Here is a 19,870-nt window from a genome sequence, read left to right on the forward strand (position 1 = left end):
GCAGCGGACGCATGCGCACGATGTTCAGGCTGGTCGGCACAAACAGGCTGTGGACGAACTCGGAGAACTTCTGCATCTGCACCCCGGAGACTGAGATATCTGCGGAGCGGCGCAGCATATTGAAAAGACTGGTGCGGAAGTGGCGAGCAAAACGCTCGTTGATCATCTCCAGGGTCGGAAGACGCCCACGCACGATCCTGTCTTGACTGGCGAAGTCGTAACTCGAGATCCCCCCAGCATCCACCTCGACCTCGGCCTCGGTGCTCACATCGCCGCTGTCGACGCCATGTAGCAGGGCATCGATCTCTTCTTGTGAGAGCAGATCGTTGGTACTCATCAGATCACTGCATCACAAAGTTGGTGAAATAGAGGGCCTCGACCTCGCCCGGTCCATCCAGCTCCTTGACGATGCCGTTGAGCTTGTCGAGCATCTCCCGCTGCAGCGCCTCCTTCGCCTCGCGGTTCTTCAGCACCTTGCCATCCTTCGCTCCAAGCAGGTCAAGAAAGTGGTGGCGAATCATCGGGTCGTTATGCTTGAGAAACTCGACCATCTGGTCGCTGCGCACCCGCACGGTCACGCCGACCTGTATCAGGCTCGGCTTGCCCGGAAGATTGACGACAAACACCGGATCGAGGGCGTGATACTGCGGCGGCCCCTTCTCGACCTCCGCTGCAGGCTCCTCCTCCTTGGCCTGTTCCTGCTCCTGCGCCACCTCTTCCTCTGTCGGCGCCTCATCACCCATCAGCAGAAAATAGGCCGCCGCACCACCACCCAACAGCAATACCGTCGCCACCGCGATGATGATGATCAGCTTCTTCTTGCCGGGCTTCTCATCGCCCAGCTCCAGATCCTCTTTTGCCGCATCTTTGGCCATTGCCCACTCCCCAAGATTGTTTCGACAATCCAGATGCAAAATGAGTGCCAGCAGAGAATTAGTGGATTTGTCATGGAGTTAGACAAAGCATGGCCGCCAATGCCGGTTTATTGACAAGAGATGCGTGGACGACCGGCAAAATAACGGCAGGGTCGGCCACCAACAAACGGCGCTCCCGCCTATAGGTCAGGCTTCAGGGTAAGGGAGTCGATGAGATGGCCTCCCCCCACTTCCTAACCGGCGTCACAATGCACCATGATGGAAGCGTATTAACCATCAACAAAAGCGAGAGACAATTATCTCATCGACCCTTTTGATCAATACTCGTGCCTGAATCCCTACTCATCTCTGGGAATGGACATCCTATACCTCATCATCCACACTGGGCGGTTGTGAGTCTCGAGAGCTGCGTGCCACGCCATGCCGCTAGCTCATAACATTCAGTCAAAGTAAGGGATGCCCAGCCGAGCAGTCGACATTATGACCAACGATCCTTCCTTACGAGTTTCCACTAAACGCCGCCGTATCTTGGGTTTCGCCGCAGCGATGCTCTGGACCCTCGCGCTCGGTGGGACCCTGGCCTGGAACCTGTGGCAGCAGGGGGGGGTTCTGTTGGACGAAGGGCGCAATCAGGCGCGAGCGGCACTGGAAACCCAGGCCGCCATGCGCTATTTCGTAACCCATGTCGGTGGGATCTACGTACCCGTGGCCAAGGGGGTGGAGCCCAACCCCTACCTCGCCCACCTCTCCTACCGGGACATCCCTGGTCCAAATAGCGGAACACTCACCCTGGTGAACTCCTCCTACCTGATCAGGTTGGTAGACGAGATGACGCCGGGCCGTGACCGGGTGCGGGTGCGGGCCGTCGCCATCGATCCCCTATCCGAAAAAAATGCCCCAGACACCTGGGAGCGAGAGGCCCTGCGTCGCATTCGCTCCGGAGCATCGGAGTGGGGGGAGATGGTAGTCGAGGAGGGCAAACGTTGGTGGCGCGAACTGCGACCACGCATCGCCTCGGCAGAGTGCCTGGACTGCCATCGAGGACAGGGCGTGAAGACCGGCGAAATCCTCGGTGGACTCTCGGTGAGGGTGCCCCTGGACCCCTTGCAGGCAATCATGGCCCGACAGCGCATGGGCGTCTGGCTGGGTTATGGCCTGATCTGGTTCCTCGGGCTGGGGGGAGGCATCTGGGGCTACGTCCTGACCGGGCGATGGGCACGGCAGCGTGTGGCCATGGAGGGCAAACTGAAGCGCGAACTGGACAATGAGCGCACCTTGGGCGATATCCTCGAGATCTCCCTCGCGGAGATGCCCTTCGAATCGCGTCTGCACCGCATCCTGGAGGTGACCACGCGTAGCTCCCTGGCCGACCTGGAGCCCAGGGGGGCGGTGTTCCTGGCGGATCCCGAGACTGAGAGCCTGCACATGGCTGCACAGGTAGGGCTGGCCCCCGTTTTGCTCGATGCCTGCGCCCAGATCTCCTTCGGCCACTGCCTCTGCGGGCGGGCCGCAAGCACGCGCGAGCTGGTGTTCGCGGGTTGCGTGGACGAGCGCCACGAGACCCGTTATCCCAACATGACTGCCCACGGCCACTACTGCATGCCCATCCACAGCGGCGAACGCCTGCTTGGCGTATTTACTCTCTATATCGCCGAGGGTCATGTCCGGGACCAGCAGGAGCAGCTCTTCCTAACCTCGGTGGCCGACATCCTCGGCAATCTGATTGAGCGCCATCTCGCCCGCCAGAGTCTGGAGCACCAGGCCTTTTACGATGAGCTGACCGGCCTGCCCAACCGTAGTCTGTTCCTGGATCGCCTGCGCCATCATTTGGGGGGGGGACGAGGTCAAGGGGAAGTCCTTTCGGCGGTGATGTTTCTCGACCTGGATCGCTTCAAAACCATCAATGATGCCTTGGGGCACGATCATGGGGACCGGCTGCTAAGCGAGGCGGCGCGACGCATTGCAGGCTGCGTCCGCCCCCAGGACACCGTGGCGCGCCTAGGAGGGGACGAGTTCACAGTGTTGCTGGAAGAGGTCGCTAACCCAGCCACCGTCACCCATATCGCCGAGCGTATCCATCGTGCCTTGGAAGAGTCGTTTAATCTTGATGGACGCAGGGTGACCACCTCCACCAGTATCGGTATCGCCTTCACCGATACCCTGGAGCTAAGCCCCGATGGCCTGCTGCGCGACGCCGACACCGCGATGTACCAGGCCAAAGCCGAGGGCACGGGGCGTACCGTGATCTTTGATGTGGGGATGCACAGTGCCGCACAGCAAGTCCTGACCTTGGAGCAGGACCTGCGGGCCGCCGTTGTCGAGGGCCAGATCGAGGCCTGGTACCAACCCATCGTGGACTTGACCGACGGGACCATCCTCGGCTTCGAGGTACTAGCGCGCTGGCGCCACCCCGAGCGAGGCATAATCTCCCTGGGGGAATTCATTCCCGCCGCGGAAGAGGCCGGGATAGTGCGCGACATCGACCGCCACATGCTGGAGCAGGCCTGCGCGGCCCTAGTGGACTGGCGCAGCCGCTTTGCCACAGACACCATGGATAGTCTCCATCTGGCGGTGAACCTCTCCTGCAAGCATTTTGCCCAAGGTGATTTCATGGACTGTCTGTTGTCTACCACTAAGGCGGCCGGAGTGAGGCCGGAGCAGATTCGTCTAGAGATCACTGAGAGCCTACTGCTGCGCGACCCCGAATCCGCGGGACAGGTGCTGAATCGCCTGCGTGGGATGGGCTTCAAGGTCGCTCTGGACGACTTTGGAACCGGTTATTCCTCACTGGCCTATCTCCACCGCCTGCCAGCCCAGGTGCTCAAGATCGACCGCAGTTTCGTCGCTGGTTTCCTGAATGACACCGCCCAGTCCGCACTGGTGGCGAGCATTATCCGCATCGCCCATGGGTTCCAAATGGAGGTGGTGGCCGAGGGTATCGAAACCGAGGCCCAGGCCCAGGCCCTAGCCGCCATGGGCTGTCAGTTGGGACAGGGGTTCTACTACTCGCACCCGGTACCCCGGGAGGAGGTCGATGAGTTGCTGCAGGCCTGCAAATTACCACTGTGCACCACTGGGTGATATCCCCGCCAGCTCCGCTGCGGATTCCTCGGAGGGAAGCGGGATGATCTCCCCCTTGTCCAGCCTCGACAGCTCATGCAGGATCAAGCTGGCCTCGGTAAGAATGCTTAAGGTACGCCACACCGCAGAGCGGTGTGACAAGGATAATCGGACCCTCGTAGGTGCGACTTTAGCCGGACAAACAAGTGCGGCTGAAGCCGGACCTACAGGTGAGTGGCTGGCGGCAGGCACCAGTTGGGATTTGTTCCTCCCCCCAACCTACATCTCTGGTGATGCCCGCCGCCGATTTGTGCGAAAATCGTCGCCTGTCCTTTCTCTTTTCTGGAATCCAAGACCGAGACCATGGCCCAATACATCTACACCATGAACCGGGTGGGCAAGATCGTCCCGCCCAAGCGCGAGATCCTGCGCGATATCTCCCTCTCTTTCTTTCCTGGCGCCAAGATCGGCGTGCTGGGTCTCAACGGCTCAGGCAAGTCGACCCTGCTGCGAATCATGGCCGGGATCGATACCGATATCGAGGGGGAGGCGCGGCCCCAGCCGGGGACCCGGATCGGTTATCTGCCCCAGGAGCCTCAGCTCGACGAGAGCAAAGATGTGCGCGGCAACCTGGAGGAGGCGCTGGGCGAGGTGAAGCGGGCGCTAACCCGTCTCGATGAAGTCTACGCCGCCTACGCCGAGCCCGATGCCGATTTCGACGCCCTGGCCAAGGAGCAGGCGGAGCTGGAGAACATCATCCAAACCAGCGACGGCCACAACATCGAGCGCCAGCTAGAGATCGCCGCCGACGCGCTGCGGCTGCCGCCCTGGGAGGCCGACGTGAGCACCCTCTCCGGCGGCGAGCGGCGGCGGGTGGCACTGTGCAAGCTGCTGCTGGAGAAGCCCGACATGCTGCTGCTGGACGAGCCGACCAACCATCTCGACGCCGAGTCGGTGGCCTGGTTGGAGCGCTTCCTGCACGAATACAGCGGCACCGTGGTAGCGGTGACCCATGACCGCTACTTCCTCGACAACGTGGCGGGCTGGATCCTGGAGTTGGACCGGGGCTACGGCATCCCCTGGGAGGGCAACTACTCCTCCTGGCTGGAGCAGAAGGAGGCGCGCCTGGAGCAGGAGCAGAAGAGCGAGGCGGCCCGGGTCAAGAGCATGAAACACGAGCTGGAGTGGGTACGCTCCAACCCCAAGGGGCGCCACGCCAAGAGCAAGGCACGTCTGGCACGCTTCGAGGAGTTGCAGAGCCAAGAGTTCCAGGCCCGCAACGAAACCAACGAGATCTACATCCCGCCCGGCGAGCGCCTCGGCGAGCTGGTGATCGAGGCCAACCAGCTGAAGAAGGCCTACGGCGACCGAGTGCTCTACGATGAGCTTAGCTTCAATCTGCCACGGGGCGGCATCGTCGGCATCATCGGCCCCAACGGCGCCGGCAAGACCACCCTGTTCCGCATGCTCACCGGCGAGGAGCAGCCCGATGGCGGCGAACTGCGCATCGGTCCGAGTGTCGAGATCGCCTACGTTGATCAATCCCGCGACGCCCTGGACGGCAGCAAGACCGCCTGGGAAGAGATCTCCGACGGCCGCGACATCATCACCGTCGGACGCTATGAGTTCAACTCCAGGGCCTGGCTGAGCCGCTTCAATTTCAGGGGCAGCGATCAGCAGAAGCGGGTCGGCGACCTCTCCGGCGGTGAGCGCAACCGCCTGCACCTGGCGAAGCTGCTGCAGCGCGGCGGCAACCTGCTGCTGCTCGACGAGCCCACCAACGACCTCGACGTGGAGACCCTGCGCGCCCTGGAAGAGGCGCTGCTCGCCTTCCCCGGCTGCGTGGTAGTGATCAGCCATGACCGCTGGTTCCTCGACCGCATCGCCACCCACATCCTCGCCTTCGAAGATGAGGGTCAGACGGTCTGGTTTGAGGGCAACTTCCAGGACTACGAGGAGGATAAGAAGCGCCGCCTCGGAGAAGCAGCAATCGAGCCACACCGAATCAAATACAAACGGCTCTCAGGATGAGATCGGACCGCAGCGTCTCGCACCTGGGCTGGGGCCAGAAGCCCCGCCCGGTGCGGAGGATACCCCCTTGTCGACACAGCATCATCTGAGGCAGCAGCCGAGTTTTCAATTCGTCATCCTCACCCTACTGATGCTCGCCTCAATGCTCAGTTACTACGTCTGGCACGAGCACCAAGAGCACCATGCCCACCGCCAAAAGCTCGCGCAACAGGCGGTCCGCAGTGGCGCCCGTGAGATCACCCTACAGCTGCGTAACTTCCACGCCAACCTAGCCCTGTTCGTCCAACAGGAGCGGGCCTTGTTGGCCGAAGTTGCCGTCACAAACGTCAATGATCCACAACACCAACGCTTGCACAAACGACTACAGCTGCAATTCCCCGACATGGAGAGCTTTCTGCTTACCGATAGCGCCGGCAAACCACTCTCCGGCAATAGTGACGAACTTCTCGATGACCAACACACCTATACCCTGAAGCAGTTCATCCTGGGACGCCAGCAACCGATCCTGCTATTGCGCAATGGCGAACGCTACAACTTTGAGATCATGGTGCCCTGGCATCGCTCAGGCGCAGGCAGCGGCGTGCTTACCGTGCATTTCCTCTGCCGCCCACTCTGCCGCATCATCAACAACGAACAGCTGACTGGCTATCAGCTGCAGCTGCTACCACCAGCCTCGCCGCTGGAGGCTGGCAATGGCGGTGCCCCAGACCCGGTGCCGGCGCTCCACAGCACCATCCCAGACATCGGCTGGCGCATCGTCGCCCAACCCCGGCCCGATCTGACGCTACTCGACAGGAGCGCCGGCCAGGCACTGCTACTGTTTATATTCAGCAGCATCCTGAGCCTGCTGCTCTATCGGCGCTGGATGATCCTAGAGCGCCAGCGCAGCCACACAGAGCAACGTTACCGTAACCTGCTCGAGACCTCTGAAGATCTGATCTGGTCGATCGACCGCAAGGGCTACCTCACCCAGATCAACGACTCCGCCTGGCCGATCCTTGGCTTGAACGCAGAAGAGATGATCGGCCGCCCACTGCTGGAGTTCGTCCCCGACGATGAGCTGCAAAACCAGTTCAAGGCGCTGCGCAACCTACTCAGCGGCCACGCCTGGAAAAACCATATCACCCGGCTGGCCTCCAGCGACGGGCGCGATATCCACATGCGCTTCAACGCGCTGCCAATCCTCAGCCCGAAGGGCGAGATCGAGGGCGCCACCGGCACCGCCACCAACATCACCGAACAGATCAACGCGCTTGATGTGCTGCGTGAGAAAGAGCAGCGCTACCGGCAGATGTTTGAGACCAACCAGGCGATCAAACTGATCCTCGATGCCACCTGTGGCGACATTATCGAGGCCAATAGCGCCGCCAGCCGCTTCTACGGATACCCCGAAGAGACACTCCGTTCACTCGGCTTCCATGACCTCAACCAGGCAGAACCGCTGCGACTGGGCCAGCTGCTCGGCTCGATCCGGCAGGGCCAGCTAAGCAGCTTTCAGGAGACCCATCGCCTCGCCTCCGGCCGAGAACGGGAGGTGGAGATCCAGGCCGGCCCAGTCACCACCGGCGACACTGAGCTGATCTATCTGATCATTAACGACGTGACCGAGCGGGAACAGTCGCTAAAGGCGTTGCGCGACAACGAGCAGAAGCTGCAGAGCCTGGTGGAGGCGGCCACCGAGGGCATCGCCATGCTCGATGATGACGGTCTGGTACAGCTTTTCAACCCGGCCGCAGAGATGATGTTTGGCCGGCTCGAGGAGGATCTGATCGGGGTCGGTTTCGAGCAGTTGTTCGAGGCCAGTGCACCACCCGGCGAGCAGCACGCCCTTGCCTGGTATCTATCGAACTGGGGCTTCTCCGAGGACGGCGGGATCCGCGAGCTGATCGGCTATCGCAGCAACGGCGATGAGTTCCCGTTGCGTCTCTCCCTCAGCCCCTTCGAGCTGGATCAGCGCCCCCACTATCTGCTGCTGATGCAAGATCTCTCCGAATCCCGCGAGGCGGAGCAGCGGCTCGCCTATCTGGCGCAGCACGATGTGCTCACCGGGCTGCTCAACCGCGCCGAGTTGGAGCGCCGCCTGGCGGTGCTGCTGAGCACGCCGGCCAGCCCCCGTCCCCATCATGTGGTCTGTTTTATGGACATCGACCAGTTCAAGCTGGTCAACGACACCGGCGGCCATGATGCGGGAGACGAGTTGCTGCGCCAGCTGGCGATCCTTATCAAGTCGCAGCTAAAGGGATTTGATCTGCTGGGGCGGGTCGGCGGGGACGAGTTTGGCGTGATCCTCACCGACTGTTCGGTAGAGCGGGCTGAGTCGATCAGCAGCAATCTGCTGCAGACCATTCGCAGTTTTTTCTTCTCCTGGCAGGAGCGCTCCTACGATGTCGCAGTCAGCATCGGCCTGTTCGGCTTCAAGCCTGGCGATGAGAGCACCTCGAGCATCCTCAGCAGTGCCAATGTGGCCTGCCAGATGGCCAAGGAGCAGGGCCGCAACCGGCTCCATACCTACCACACTGGCGATACCGCGCTGGTCCGCCACCACGGCGACATGCACCTGGTGGCCGGCATCAATCAGGCGCTACAGGAGGGGCGTTTCCATCTCTATGTGCAGCCGATCGTGCCGGTCAACGGTGCCGATGGGCGCCACTATGAGGTGCTGGTGAGGATGATCGACGAGGCGGGGGATACGGTGGTCCCCGATCATTTCATCCCTGCCGCCGAGCGTTACATCCTGATGCCGGCGATCGACCGTTGGATCATCAGCGAACTCTTCACTACCCAGGGGGAGACCCTGCGTCAATGGGCCGAGGTGAATCAACAAACAGGAGAGTTTCTGTTCGCCATCAACCTCTCCGGCACCTCCCTCTCGGACGACGGCTTTCTCAACTATCTGGAGCGACTCTTCGACGAGTGGCGGATCCCGTTTCGCAGCATCTGTTTCGAAATCACCGAGACCGCGGCGGTGGCCAATCTGGAACACGTCAAGGTAATGATCAAACGTCTGAAATCTTTCGGCTGCCGATTCGCCCTGGACGACTTCGGCACTGGGCTCTCCTCCTACAGTTACCTCAAGGAGCTACCGGTGGACTATCTGAAGATCGACGGCAGTTTTGTGCGCAACATGGCCACCGACCCGGTGGACTATGCGATGGTGGAGTCGATCAACCAGATCGGCCATATCCTGGGGCTGGAGACGATCGCCGAGTGGGCCGAGAATCAGACTATTCTGAATCAGCTGCGGGTGCTAAATGTCGACTATGCGCAGGGTTATGGGGTTGGGGAGCCGATGCCGCTGAAGGAGTTCCGGCTATAGCTCACAGCGTAGAAGCGCCACAAGCGGCGCTTCTACGGAGGCCAGTTATTCGGCGCCAATCTGCTTCATCAGGCCGAAGCTCTTGATGAAGGGGCCCGCCATGCGCGGATCCTTGAGCATGCCTTTGAAGTCGCCCTGCAGGAACTTCAGCTTGCCCATGGCGAAGGCGGTGCCCATACCGGCCATGCCGATACCCTTCTCCACCCACTTCATCCAGTCAGAGCGGCTGGCGCGCATGTCCCAATCCATCGTCTCGCCAGCGTAGTCACCGGCACTCACACACTCGCCGTTCACCACCACAAACACGCCACGGGGCTTTTCTTCGTCTTTGAAGCCACAGGTGATGGTGGAGTTGAAACCGATCTCGGCCAGCTTGTCTTTGACCTCTGGATCAGCGTTCCAGGCATCTTTCAGTTCGTTCATCCAATCAGCAGAAAAAAGTTCAGCCATTCCAGACATCCTCAGGTTAGTCGTTGTATTCAGACTGCTTGACTATATCCAAGGCCAGGCGGCTTATCGCAACAGTTCTTTTTATGCCAGCAGACAGGAATTTTGTAGCCACTCAGCCTCCGAGGCTGCCCGCTGCCTGGACAGCACCTCAATCCAACAGATATTTGCGCAGCGGACCTAGCGCTTGTACTCCGTCCCAGATATATCTGGGACGGAGTACAAGACTTCAGGGCTTTTCAAACCCCTTGCCCACAATCTCCCCCGCATCATCAACAACACACAGCCCAACTGGGGGGTTGTTTGCAGCAAACCGCCCGGCCTTGGTGCGTCGCATAACGCTGTTATGGACCAGATCTGTCGCATAGATAGTGCGCTTTTTATTCGCCATCAGATCCATTCCCGGAGTCTTGCATTCAGCCCAGGAGTCGCTGCCGCCGCTGGCTTTCTTGATTTGTGCGTCATCCAGCGGCAGCTTATTGCGCTGGGCATGTTGGTACATCCAGTAGAGCGGAATGTTGGAGAGGCCTTCATTATTGTTGCCACCACCGACATCAGAATGGTAGCCACGGAACCAGACCTCACGGATATCGCGTAGCTCCCGGTCCGAATAGGCATCCTGCACCACCCGGGTCAGTGGAAACAACTGACGCCGCTCATCCAGTGCGATTGCGTGACAGCAATGCTGCACGATATAGGGCAGAGTAAGGTCGTAACCCAGGTTGATGCGGTTGCCTGGGATGCCGAACGAAGCGACCGTTTCCCACAGCCCCATGAAGCGAATCGTAGGCGCCTCTTCGCCATTCACCCCCTCTTCCAGGATATCATTGGCAAACTCCAACGCCAGCGCAGCGCCACGGCTGAATCCAATAATATCGATATCACAATCGCCGTTGCGGAAGTTCGCTTCGAGCTGGTCCATCGCCTCGCCGATACGCTGGTGGCCACCGATCCCCAGCATCTTGCCGAAGAGGTCCCCGAGCACAGAATAGCGAGTGCCCACACCTGCTACGTAAAAGCACTTCCCAGGCCCACTGTAGGCATCCTCGTAGGCGCGAAAAAATTTCAGGACGTTAGTGTCTTCCCCCTCTCCGGGGTTGTCTTCGTTACCGGTACCATCGAATGCATAGATTGCCATGATGTTATCCTCTTGGTCCTTAGGGAGCCTCTGATGCTCTCTGCGAGATCGGATCCCCGACCTCAGTCTACGATCAACCTTTGTGTAATGAAGCTAATTCCCGATTAAAAGCCTAGGAGAGCCATCCATGGTCTGCAAGGATCTGCCAACATGCCCTTCCCTATGATCAGGCAATCCGATGAGGCTGAACTGATTGAGTGGCTGTTTTTCAAGCCTATGCAGCATCCCAGTGATACTGGTCAGTCCTGCATCCCCATCCTCACCAGCTTCAGCAACAGCAATAGAAACGGGGCAGCGTGAAACAGCAGATCAAAGATATCGATGGCCCGCGTCAGGGTGCCCGCCCGCAGCATCTTCAGCTTCTCCCAGATGTGGGGTTCCGGAAAAAATGGTGCAAACCCCAATAACAGACAGCCGATGGCCAGTGTCCCCAACGGCAGTTGATCCAACCACTCCATACCCTCTATCTCCCGTTTAGCAATGGATCGGCAGCCAAGGGATCAGCCGCGGAGATCCGCTTCTGAACACGGCAAAGCAGCAAAACCTCACCCCGGGCCTGAAAAACACCATATATTCGCATTTCATAATATGCTACTTTGTTGAATCCGGGGCGAATTTTACTCCCATTGACTGGTACCTGCACCCGGACAAAATAGGCTGGAGGATCAAATCATGTCAGCAAAACAGTCTGTCGCCTCAGAAGAGACGACCGAGATCACCACACCCACAGAAAACCTGATCCATCTGGATCAGGATTCAGAGCCACAACCCCGGGCGCGGGATTTCAACACCAAGATATCGGATCTGGAAGAGACGCTGCAGCAGCTGCAGCAACACCTCGACAGCAGCAACCACGATTTCAGCGAGGCCCTGAATAGTGCTGAGAGCCGCAACCAAGCCCTCTCCTCCGACTTCACCCAGGCCTTCCAGTCCCTCTCAGAAGATACTCTCAAGCTCTCCGCCGCCACCACCGAGGTGGCCAGCAAGCTTGAGCTGAGCATCGCTGAGCAGGAGGGAGCCACCCTCACCCTGGGCAAGAAGCTCACCGCAAAGATTGCACAGCTCTCAAAGAAGCACCGTGAAGAGAGCGCCGCCTTGCGCGCCGAGCAGCAGTCACAGCTGGAGCGCATCCAGGCACTGAACGAGGCGACGGAGCAGCTGGCTGCGCTCCTCGAGAGCAGCATTGACGAAAGTGCCGCCGCCCAGCAAGAACTGCAGCAGAAGATCGACGCGGTCTCCCAATCCTCTCAGAAGCGCGACGACGTCATCTCCCGCCGCACCGAAGAGGTCTCGAAGTATCTCAGCGACAGCCTTGAGCGGGTCGCCGGCAAGCTCAAATCCTCGATGGAGAGCATGGGCGAGAAACTCTCGCAGCAGACCAGCGCCCTGGAACAGGGGCTGAAGCAGGCCGGCAAGCGTCTGACAAACCACGATCAGCAGATCGAGACCTTGCACTCAGTGGATGAGGAGATAAAGCAGACCACCAGCAAGCTAGGACAGAAGACTCACCAGCTGAAGATCGCCACCGATAGCCTGGAGAATAAGAGCCAGGGCCTCTCACAAGCGGTCAACCAGCTGAATAGCAAGACCGGCGCCCTTCAGGAGCGGAGCAATCAGCAGGAGCAGGGTATCGCCTCGGTCATCCAGGATGAGCGACACCACTTCAAGATGCTGGGGATCAGCCTGATCCTGGTGGTACTCGCGGTGGCCGTCTTCTCCAGCTACCAGCAATACCGCTGGTACCAGGAGAACAAACTGGATCAGCGCGTTGCTCAGCAGTTCGATCTGAATGCACAACAGCAGGTCGCCATGGCACAGCAGGTTGCCTCCCTACAGCAGCAGCTGAGCGCACAGCGCGCCGCCGCCAGCGCTCATCAGCAAGATAGTGAGGCGATGGCCCAGCAGGTCAAGGTTCTGAAGCAGAAGATCACTCGCCTGAAGAGTGAGCTGACCAACATGGGGGACAGCGTCGAGAGTCTGGATGGCCGGGTCGTTGCGATCGCACCGCTGCACCAATTCGGCAGCGACAACACCATCCACGGCCCCGAGTGGCTTGCCAGTCAGCCGTCAAACCACTATGCGATCCGTCTCGCGAATGTGGCCAACAAGCAGCAGCTCTACAAGATCGCCGATCGCTACGGCCACTACCTGAAGCAGGATCTTGCCTATCTGAAGAGCGGCAACCACTATCAGCTGATCTACGGCAGTTTCAACAACTACCGGGCGGCCGCCAGCGCGATGCGACGCATGCCCAGCCCTGACTACCGTAACCGTCCGCAGGTGGAACAATTGGCACGGATTCAGGCGAGGATCTGACCCGCAGGGTGCAGCCCGCAAAGATTGTGGACTGCATCCGCCAGCACTAGGGACGACAGCTGATTGGAGTTATCATCAGCTCAATCTGCCGGATCCCGCCTCGGTTGTCGGCAGTCGATGACAACCAACCAAGGGGGAAGCCGGAATGCCGGAATGCCGCTGGCGACAACGCATGCAAGTCGATGCAACCAGGAGCGACAGATTCGACTGGCAGCCGGCGATCGCACTATCGACAGCGGCCTTCTGCCTGCTGCTGATCCACTACCTCAAATTCGACCATGTCTTTGTTGCCGCCCTGCAGCAGTTGCGCGGCAGCGGTGAGGCCGGCCAGAGGCTGGCCGCCGCGCTTATCACCAGCCCGTTCTTGCCGCTCTTCAAGCAGCTCTGGTGGGGGTTCTGGCATCTGCTCGGCTATCTGCTGATCCCGTTGGCGGTGATCCACTGGTTGTTTCGCGAGCCGGCCAACGAGTATGGGCTACAGTTAGCCGAGACCCGCCGCTTCTGGCTCTGGTACCTCGCCCTGGCCACGCCGATTCTGCTGTTCGCCTGGTTCGCCAGTGCGCGTCCTGACTTCCTCGCCCACTACCCCTTCTATCGGCAGGCCTCACGCAGCATTTTCGATCTGCTGGCGTGGGAGATCATCTACCTGCTGCAGTTCTTCTTTCTTGAGTTCTTTTTCCGCGGCTTTCTGCTGCACGCCTGCCAGCGCGCCTTCGGCCTGAATGCCCTGTTTGTGATGATGCTGCCCTATCTGATGATCCACTTCGCCAAACCCTGGCTGGAGGCGAGCGGGGCGATCTTTTTTGGCCTTCTGCTCGGGCTGCTGGCGCTGCGTTCCCGCTCGATCTGGGGTGGCGTGGCGGTCCACTCCAGCATCGCCCTGGGCATGGACCTGATGGCGCTCTACCGCAGCGGCACCCTACCCCAGCGCTGGTGGCCCGGATGAGTACGGGACACCCTGTGGCTGAGCGACTGCTGGGAATAGCGCTGGCACTGGCCCTGTTCCTGGTCGCCTCGCTGCTGGCATGGCGGGCGCTGGCAGCGGCCGACTTCCTGTTTCCGCTCTGGTACGACTGGATGGGGATCGATCAGACAATCCAGGTGTACGCCCCCCAGAACCGCTTTCGTCATGGCTTTGAGACGACAGAGAAGAGAGAGCGGCTGAGGCTCTTCAGCGCCATCGTGACGGCCATCCACCGACAGGGCGCGGGGCTCGGCGCGCTGCGCTACCACGCCCGAGACGGCCAGCCACTGGGGCACTTCCTCACCCCGCCGGAGCAGCAACACCTGGTGGATGTCGCCCGGCTGATCGATCGCTACCAGCAACTGGCCTGGGGCAGCGCCGGCCTCAGCCTGCTCCTGCTGTTGGCCCTGCGACGAGGCAGGTGGCGACTACCAGGGGGTCAGCAGCTGCTGCTCGGCTGGCTGACTCTACTGCTGACCCTGGCGCTGCTGATCCTGGCCATGGGGGCGGAACGGCTGTTCTATCTGCTGCACGAATGGGTCTTCCCGGCGGGACACCAGTGGTTCTTCTACTATCAGGATTCGCTGATGAGCATGCTGATGCAGGCGCCGAATCTGTTCGCCTATATCGCCGTGGTCTGGCTGCTACTGAGCCTGCTGGCCTATCTGCTGTTGCTGTGGCTGGCACGACGCCTGCTCGCGCCAACCCAGACCGGATAGAGCCACAACCTGCGATCAGGCGTTTTCGGCATAGGGCACCCGGAACAGCAGCGCATAGAGCACCGGCACAAACAGCAGCGTCAACAGGGTAGCAAAGCCCAGGCCGGCCATGATGGTGATCGACATATTGACGAAGAAGACATCGGAGAGCAGCGGGATCAAGCCGAGAATCGTGGTGGCGGCGGCCATCGCCACCGGCCGCAACCGACTCACGGTGGCATCGAGGATCGCAGTCAGGGGCAGCTTGCCCTCTTCGATCTGCTGGTCGATCTCCTCGATCAGCACGATGGCATTCTTGATCAGCAGCCCGATCAGACTCAGTGCACCCAGCAACGCCATAAAATCGAACGCGCCGTTGAAGGCCAACAGACCGGCGGTGATGCCAACGATCGCCAACGGCACCGTGAGCCAGATGATCAGCGGCTGACGCAGTCGGCCAAACAGCAGGATGCTGGTCAGAATCATCAACAGAAAGCCCACCGGCAGCACCGACAACAGTCCGTTCTGGGCATTCTTCGAGTCCTCATACTCACCGCCCCAAGAGAGGCTGTAGCCCGGTGGCAACTCGACCGCCTCAATCTGCGGCTTGAGACGATTGAAGAGTGGTGTCGCCAGCTCCCCGGTTGGATTACAGGAGGTGATGATGGTCTGGATCCGGTCACGGCCACGGATCACAGTATTCTCAAACGCGGTTTCAAAACCACTCACCACCTGGGCCACCGGTACCGTCTTCTGTAACGCCGGGCTCCAGACGCGAATATCTTGGATATTCGCCACATCTTCCCGCTCATCCGCCGGTGGCCGCAGTTTGATCGGCAGCAGACGGATACCATCACGATAGACCCCCTACATCCTTGCCCTCGAAGGCCGATTTCAAGGCGATCGCCAGATCTTTGCGGGTAATACCGAGTTGCCGTCCCACCTGCTCGTTGAACAACGGGCGAATAAACTGCACCGGACTGCGCCAATCGTCACGCACCTCTTTGGTCTCAGGATCGGCGCGCATGATCGCCTGGGCCTGCTCCGAGAGCCCGCGTAAAACTGCTGGATCTGGCCCCTGGAAACGGGCCTCGATCTTGCCGTCACGACCGGGGCCGATGCGCAGCGGTTTGATGATCGGGTCGAGCTGTGGCAGATTGTTGCGCATGTAGTCGGCCACCGCCTCCCAGATTGGCCCGATCTGTTCCAGTTGCTCGGTCTGAATGATGATCTGCGCATAGGCGGAACTCGCCTCTTTGGGCTCATAGACCAGGGAGAAGCGGGCATCACCACCACCGACGACGGAGGTGGTCTTCGTCACCCCAGACTGCTGGCGGACGAACTCGGCCACCTGCAGGGTATCATCGCGGGTCTTGCGGATATCTGTCCCCTCCGGCTCCCAGATATCGATAAAAAACATCGGTGTATTGGCGTTGGGAAAGAAGGCGTTTTTCACATAGCCGAAGCCCATGCCGGCAACCAGGAACAATCCGACCACCACCCCGACGGTGATCCAGCGAAACCGGATCACCTGTTTTAAGACCCCGCGGAAGGCACTGAAGAGGCCCTTGTCGTAGGGGTTTCCGGCATCGGCTGCATCCGCTTTCGGCCGCATGAAGAGTGCGCAGAGCAGCGGCGTGGTGCTGACTGCGGTGACCCAGGAGAGGGTCAAAGAGATCAGGATCACGTAGAACAGGGAGCTGGCAAACTCGCCGGTATTGTCGGTGGAGAGGCCAATCGCGGAGAAGGCGAGGATGCCGATAATAGTGCCGCCCAGCAGCGCCCAGATACTCTTACCCACCACCTCACCGGCGGCCTTCACCACATTCATGCCACCCTGAATGCGGATCAACATCCCCTCCGCCACCACGATGGCGTTATCCACCAGCATCCCCAGCGCAATCACCATCGCACCCAGGGAGATACGCTGCAGTTCGATGCCGTAGAGCTGCATGATGAAGAGGGTGCCCGCCACGGTAATCAGCAGCACCGCACCGATAATCAGGCCCGATGTTAGCCCCATGAAGAGCAGCAGCACAACGATGACAATGGCCAGAGCCTGACCAACACTGACGATAAAACTACTCACCGAGTTATCGACCTCGGTTGGCTGGTTGTAGATCGCCTGCAACTCCATGCCCACCGGGATGATCGACTGCAGCTGATTGAAGCGTTTCTCCAACGCCTCGCCCACCGCCACCACGTTTTCCCCCTCGCGCATGGAGATGCCCAGGGTCAGGGTCGGCTTGCCATTGAAGTAGATCAGCCGTGACGGCACATCCTGGTAGGCGCGGCGGATGTCCGCGATATCTTTCAGATAGATCAGCCGCTTATCGCTGGAACTGATCAGCAGGTCACCGATCGCCTTTACCGAGGCGAACTCACCGCTGGGGTGGATGCGGATATAATCATCGCCGACCCGAACCTTGCCGGCATCTTCCACCAGGTTCTGCGAGGCGAGCACCTGGGTGATCTGCTCCATCGACAGCCCCAACTCACCGAGCCGGGCACGGGAGATCTCCACGTAGACCAGCTCCGGCTGCTCGCCGCCGATAACGATCTTCTTCACTCCCGGCACCAGCACCAGCTGCTTCTTCAGCGCATCTGCAGTGTCTTTCAGATCGCGATAGGTGTAGCCCTCCCCCGTCAGAGCCAGGTAGACGCCGTAGACGTCACCGAAGTCATCGATGATCAGCGGCCCCTGCACGCCCGGCGGCAGCTTCTGCTTCATGTCAGCGATCTTGCGTCGTAGCTCGTCGTAGATATCGGGGAAATCCTTGGCCTTGTATTCGTCCTTGAACTCAATGCTGAGGTCAGACATGCCGGGCCGGGAGATCGACATATTGATCCGCTTCAGCTGCCCCATCAGCTGCACCGCCTCTTCGATGTGGTAGGTCACCTCATCCTGCACCTCTTGGGCAGTGGCGCCGGGGTAGAGGGTGATGATCTTGGCCTGTTTGATGGTGAAGTTGGGGTCTTCCAGCTTGCCCATCCGCTCGAAGCCGTAGACGCCGCCGGCCACCATGATGATGACCAGAAGCCAGGAGACAACCTTGTTGTTGACTGAATATTCGCCGATGTTCATTGCAGATTCCCGCGGGTCCGTTCGATTCGATCTGATTGCACCTTACTGTTTCTGCTGCATCAGCTGCAGGTCATCCGACCGAGGCTCAGCCTGCTCTGTCTCTTGCATCAAGCTGATCTTCATCCCCTCAGCAAGGTAGGCGGCCCCCACCGTCACGACCCGATCCCCCGGCTGTAGCCCTGAAATAACTTCAATATTCGCCCCCTTCATCACCCCCAATTCCACCTGCTTTTCATGTACCACCATCGCCTCTTCATCAACCACCCAGACGCGGGGATCGAGCTTCCGATCACCGCCGATGGCGCTCACCGGAACGAAGTAAACCACTTTCTCGTCCAGAGAGCGGGAGAGATCGACAGTGACGCTGACTGTCATACCTGGCAACACCACCAGGCCCTGCGGCGCAGGCATGGTATAGGTCGCCTCGAAGGTCTGGGTTTTGGGATCAGCTTTGGTCGCGATCTCTTTGAAGCTCAGCTCGAATCTTTTCCCCGGCACGCTATCGAACGAGGCCCAGACGGGGATCTGTCCACTTTCATTCCGTTCAACCCGCTCCTGAGTAATCCGCAGAATAATATTTTCTGGTACATCGATCTTGACTTCGAGACTGCTGCTGTCCTGCAGCGAAAGCACCGGCTGTTTTGCCTGCACCTCTTCAAACTGCTCGACTTTGCGTTTCGCCACCACCCCGTCGAACGGAGCACGCAGGTCGGTGTAGCGCAGGTTCTGTTGTGCCTGCTCCAGCGCAGCCGATGCACTCTTGAATGTGGCTTCGAGCTTGTCGAAATCACGACGCGAGATATGCCCTTTCTCCACCAGATCCTTAGCTCGCTCAAAGTCGTTCTTCGCACTGTCAAAACTAGCCTGGCGATCCTTCAGAGTAATGCGGTAGTCGGTGGCATCCAGCTGGGCCAGAATCTGGCCTTTTTTCACCCGATCACCCTCGTTGAACTTGATTGCCACCACCTTGCCCGGCACCCGAAAAGAGAGTTCCGCCCGGTTAACTGCATCGATGCGCCCAGGAAAGTTGCGGATACCCCCTTGTTCAGGCGCTGCCACAATCATCGATTTGACTGGTCTAGCCAGATCCGTCTCGGCAGTTGGCGGCGCTTCACTACAGCCTCCAATTAAAGCTGCCATAGCAAAGGCAAGAAAAAAAGGGAGTCGACCTAATGACAGATTCTTCGTATCCATTTTGGCTTCCAGATGCTGAGAGTGAAGTCGAAGACCGCCGAAGCCTAACACACTGCACTGAGAATTAAATGCCCTTATTAAGATAGCCATGAAGAAGCAACAGCCCAAAACAAATGAAGTAACTTCCTTGCCTCAGGAATCGTTCGACTTAAACCCCCGACAAAAGTGTATTACTAGGATTTTTATGAATTAACACACACCTATTGGCTTAAGAAGTCAGACCCCATCCCGATACCAAAATCAAGCAAAGGCTGATATCGAGCCTATTGGGGGTCAAAGCTATGAAATCAACCACATCTATCCAGCACTCCTTACGAAGAAAGGGGCGACTGCTCACCCACATCTTGTTAATCCTCTTCCTCAGCTTACTCGTCGTATCACCTAATACCTACGCGAGCAAACACAAGACCAATGACAAAGTAACAATCTGCCATATACCTTCTAGCAATTCAGGCAATGCTCATACCATCAGCGTTGCGAAATCTGCCGTTAAAGCTCACATGGATCACGGTGACTACAAAGGCCAGTGCCCGAGTAAAAACAGTGGCACAAAGGGCAGCAGTTCAGGCAAATCAAAGGGCTCTAGCGCAAGTTCAACCCATAATAAAGGTTCGAGCAAAAGCAAAGGCTCAAGCAAGAAAAAGGGCTCAAGTAAAAAGAAAGGCTCGAGTAAGAAAAAGGGTTCGAGCAAGAAGAAGGGCTCGAGTAAGAAAAAGGGTTCGAGCAAAAAGAAGGGCTCAGGTAGT

At 59.2% G+C, this 19,870-nt stretch carries 14 protein-coding genes and 1 pseudogene; 6 read left to right on the forward strand and 9 right to left on the reverse strand.

The features are described 5' to 3' along the window. Both RIFP1SYM_RS11550 and RIFP1SYM_RS11555 read right to left on the reverse strand, forming a co-directional pair. Window positions 1-337 (reverse strand): annotated as a pseudogene (locus RIFP1SYM_RS11550) (flagellar motor switch protein FliM); the annotation flags it as partial. Window positions 338-341: 4 nt separating this feature from the next. Then, window positions 342-875, reverse strand: coding sequence for a flagellar basal body-associated FliL family protein (locus tag RIFP1SYM_RS11555; RefSeq protein WP_006475303.1), 534 nt, complete (start codon window positions 873-875; stop codon window positions 342-344). Window positions 876-1,355: 480 nt separating this feature from the next. Here RIFP1SYM_RS11555 and RIFP1SYM_RS11560 point away from each other — a divergent pair, with 480 nt between their 5' ends. The 3 genes from RIFP1SYM_RS11560 (at window position 1,356) to RIFP1SYM_RS16520 (ending at window position 9,282) form a co-directional block, all read left to right on the forward strand. Continuing rightward, window positions 1,356-3,956 (forward strand): EAL domain-containing protein, encoded by a 2,601-nt coding sequence (locus RIFP1SYM_RS11560; protein ID WP_240992099.1) that lies wholly within the window; start codon window positions 1,356-1,358, stop codon window positions 3,954-3,956. Window positions 3,957-4,298: 342 nt separating this feature from the next. Beyond that, window positions 4,299-5,966, forward strand: a complete 1,668-nt coding sequence (gene ettA, locus RIFP1SYM_RS11565) for an energy-dependent translational throttle protein EttA (protein ID WP_005964748.1) — start codon at window positions 4,299-4,301, stop codon at window positions 5,964-5,966. A 67-nt stretch (window positions 5,967-6,033) separates the two neighbouring features. Next, the gene (locus RIFP1SYM_RS16520) at window positions 6,034-9,282 is read left to right on the forward strand and encodes an EAL domain-containing protein (RefSeq protein ID WP_006475306.1); all 3,249 of its coding nucleotides are present in this window, start codon (window positions 6,034-6,036) and stop codon (window positions 9,280-9,282) included. 45 nt (window positions 9,283-9,327) lie between these two features. On the opposite strand, the gene RIFP1SYM_RS11575 is transcribed toward RIFP1SYM_RS16520, so the two are convergent. The 3 genes from RIFP1SYM_RS11575 to RIFP1SYM_RS11585 all read right to left on the reverse strand — a co-directional run bounded on the left by RIFP1SYM_RS11575 (window position 9,328) and on the right by RIFP1SYM_RS11585 (window position 11,325). Continuing rightward, window positions 9,328-9,732, reverse strand: coding sequence for an SCP2 sterol-binding domain-containing protein (locus RIFP1SYM_RS11575; protein ID WP_006475307.1), 405 nt, complete (start codon window positions 9,730-9,732; stop codon window positions 9,328-9,330). Window positions 9,733-9,958: 226 nt separating this feature from the next. Next, window positions 9,959-10,867, reverse strand: a complete 909-nt coding sequence (locus RIFP1SYM_RS11580) for a phospholipase effector Tle1 domain-containing protein (RefSeq protein ID WP_005964755.1) — start codon at window positions 10,865-10,867, stop codon at window positions 9,959-9,961. A gap of 239 nt (window positions 10,868-11,106) precedes the next feature. Continuing rightward, complete coding sequence (locus RIFP1SYM_RS11585; RefSeq protein ID WP_005964757.1) at window positions 11,107-11,325, reverse strand: hypothetical protein; 219 nt, start codon at window positions 11,323-11,325, stop codon at window positions 11,107-11,109. A gap of 214 nt (window positions 11,326-11,539) precedes the next feature. On the opposite strand from RIFP1SYM_RS11585, the gene RIFP1SYM_RS11590 reads away from it, so the two are divergent. The 3 genes from RIFP1SYM_RS11590 (at window position 11,540) to RIFP1SYM_RS11600 (ending at window position 14,866) form a co-directional block, all read left to right on the forward strand. Further along, a complete protein-coding gene (locus tag RIFP1SYM_RS11590) occupies window positions 11,540-13,183 on the forward strand; it encodes a hypothetical protein (RefSeq protein WP_005964759.1) in 1,644 nt (547 codons plus the stop codon). Between the two features lie 172 nt (window positions 13,184-13,355). Continuing rightward, the gene (locus RIFP1SYM_RS11595; protein ID WP_006475704.1) at window positions 13,356-14,129 is read left to right on the forward strand and encodes a CPBP family glutamic-type intramembrane protease; all 774 of its coding nucleotides are present in this window, start codon (window positions 13,356-13,358) and stop codon (window positions 14,127-14,129) included. Beyond that, complete coding sequence (locus RIFP1SYM_RS11600) at window positions 14,126-14,866, forward strand: lipoprotein intramolecular transacylase Lit (protein ID WP_138921932.1); 741 nt, start codon at window positions 14,126-14,128, stop codon at window positions 14,864-14,866. Before RIFP1SYM_RS11595 ends, RIFP1SYM_RS11600 begins: the two co-directional genes overlap by 4 nt. A 15-nt stretch (window positions 14,867-14,881) precedes the next feature. On the opposite strand, the gene RIFP1SYM_RS18810 is transcribed toward RIFP1SYM_RS11600, so the two are convergent. The 4 genes from RIFP1SYM_RS18810 to RIFP1SYM_RS18195 form a co-directional block, all read right to left on the reverse strand. Continuing rightward, entirely contained in the window at window positions 14,882-15,643 is a 762-nt protein-coding gene (locus RIFP1SYM_RS18810; RefSeq protein WP_005964765.1) for an efflux RND transporter permease subunit, read from the reverse strand. A 55-nt stretch (window positions 15,644-15,698) separates the two neighbouring features. Beyond that, on the reverse strand, window positions 15,699-17,930 hold the full coding sequence (locus tag RIFP1SYM_RS11605; protein WP_005964768.1) for an efflux RND transporter permease subunit: 2,232 nt from the start codon (window positions 17,928-17,930) through the stop codon (window positions 15,699-15,701). 42 nt (window positions 17,931-17,972) lie between these two features. Then, on the reverse strand, window positions 17,973-18,995 hold the full coding sequence (locus tag RIFP1SYM_RS11610) for an efflux RND transporter periplasmic adaptor subunit (RefSeq protein WP_006475701.1): 1,023 nt from the start codon (window positions 18,993-18,995) through the stop codon (window positions 17,973-17,975). Between the two features lie 643 nt (window positions 18,996-19,638). After that, a partial coding sequence (locus RIFP1SYM_RS18195; protein WP_039960371.1) for a hypothetical protein occupies window positions 19,639-19,870 on the reverse strand: 232 nt, incomplete at its 5' end.

Source organism: endosymbiont of Riftia pachyptila (vent Ph05) (genome assembly GCF_000224455.1).
Classification (GTDB): domain Bacteria; phylum Pseudomonadota; class Gammaproteobacteria; order Chromatiales; family Chromatiaceae; genus Endoriftia; species Endoriftia persephonae.

Excerpts from the sequence above, each read along its gene's own strand:
- RIFP1SYM_RS11555 (WP_006475303.1), bottom strand. The coding sequence starts at position 875 with ATGGCCAAAGATGCGGCAAAAGAGGATCTGGAGCTGGGCGATGAGAAG.
- RIFP1SYM_RS11560 (WP_240992099.1), top strand. The coding sequence starts at position 1,356 with ATGACCAACGATCCTTCCTTACGAGTTTCCACTAAACGCCGCCGTATC.
- ettA (WP_005964748.1), top strand. The coding sequence starts at position 4,299 with ATGGCCCAATACATCTACACCATGAACCGGGTGGGCAAGATCGTCCCG.
- RIFP1SYM_RS11575 (WP_006475307.1), bottom strand. The coding sequence starts at position 9,732 with ATGGCTGAACTTTTTTCTGCTGATTGGATGAACGAACTGAAAGATGCC.
- RIFP1SYM_RS11580 (WP_005964755.1), bottom strand. The coding sequence starts at position 10,867 with ATGGCAATCTATGCATTCGATGGTACCGGTAACGAAGACAACCCCGGA.
- RIFP1SYM_RS11585 (WP_005964757.1), bottom strand. The coding sequence starts at position 11,325 with ATGGAGTGGTTGGATCAACTGCCGTTGGGGACACTGGCCATCGGCTGT.
- RIFP1SYM_RS11590 (WP_005964759.1), top strand. The coding sequence starts at position 11,540 with ATGTCAGCAAAACAGTCTGTCGCCTCAGAAGAGACGACCGAGATCACC.
- RIFP1SYM_RS11595 (WP_006475704.1), top strand. The coding sequence starts at position 13,356 with ATGCAAGTCGATGCAACCAGGAGCGACAGATTCGACTGGCAGCCGGCG.
- RIFP1SYM_RS11600 (WP_138921932.1), top strand. The coding sequence starts at position 14,126 with ATGAGTACGGGACACCCTGTGGCTGAGCGACTGCTGGGAATAGCGCTG.
- RIFP1SYM_RS11605 (WP_005964768.1), bottom strand. The coding sequence starts at position 17,930 with ATGAACATCGGCGAATATTCAGTCAACAACAAGGTTGTCTCCTGGCTT.
- RIFP1SYM_RS11610 (WP_006475701.1), bottom strand. The coding sequence starts at position 18,995 with ATGATTGTGGCAGCGCCTGAACAAGGGGGTATCCGCAACTTTCCTGGG.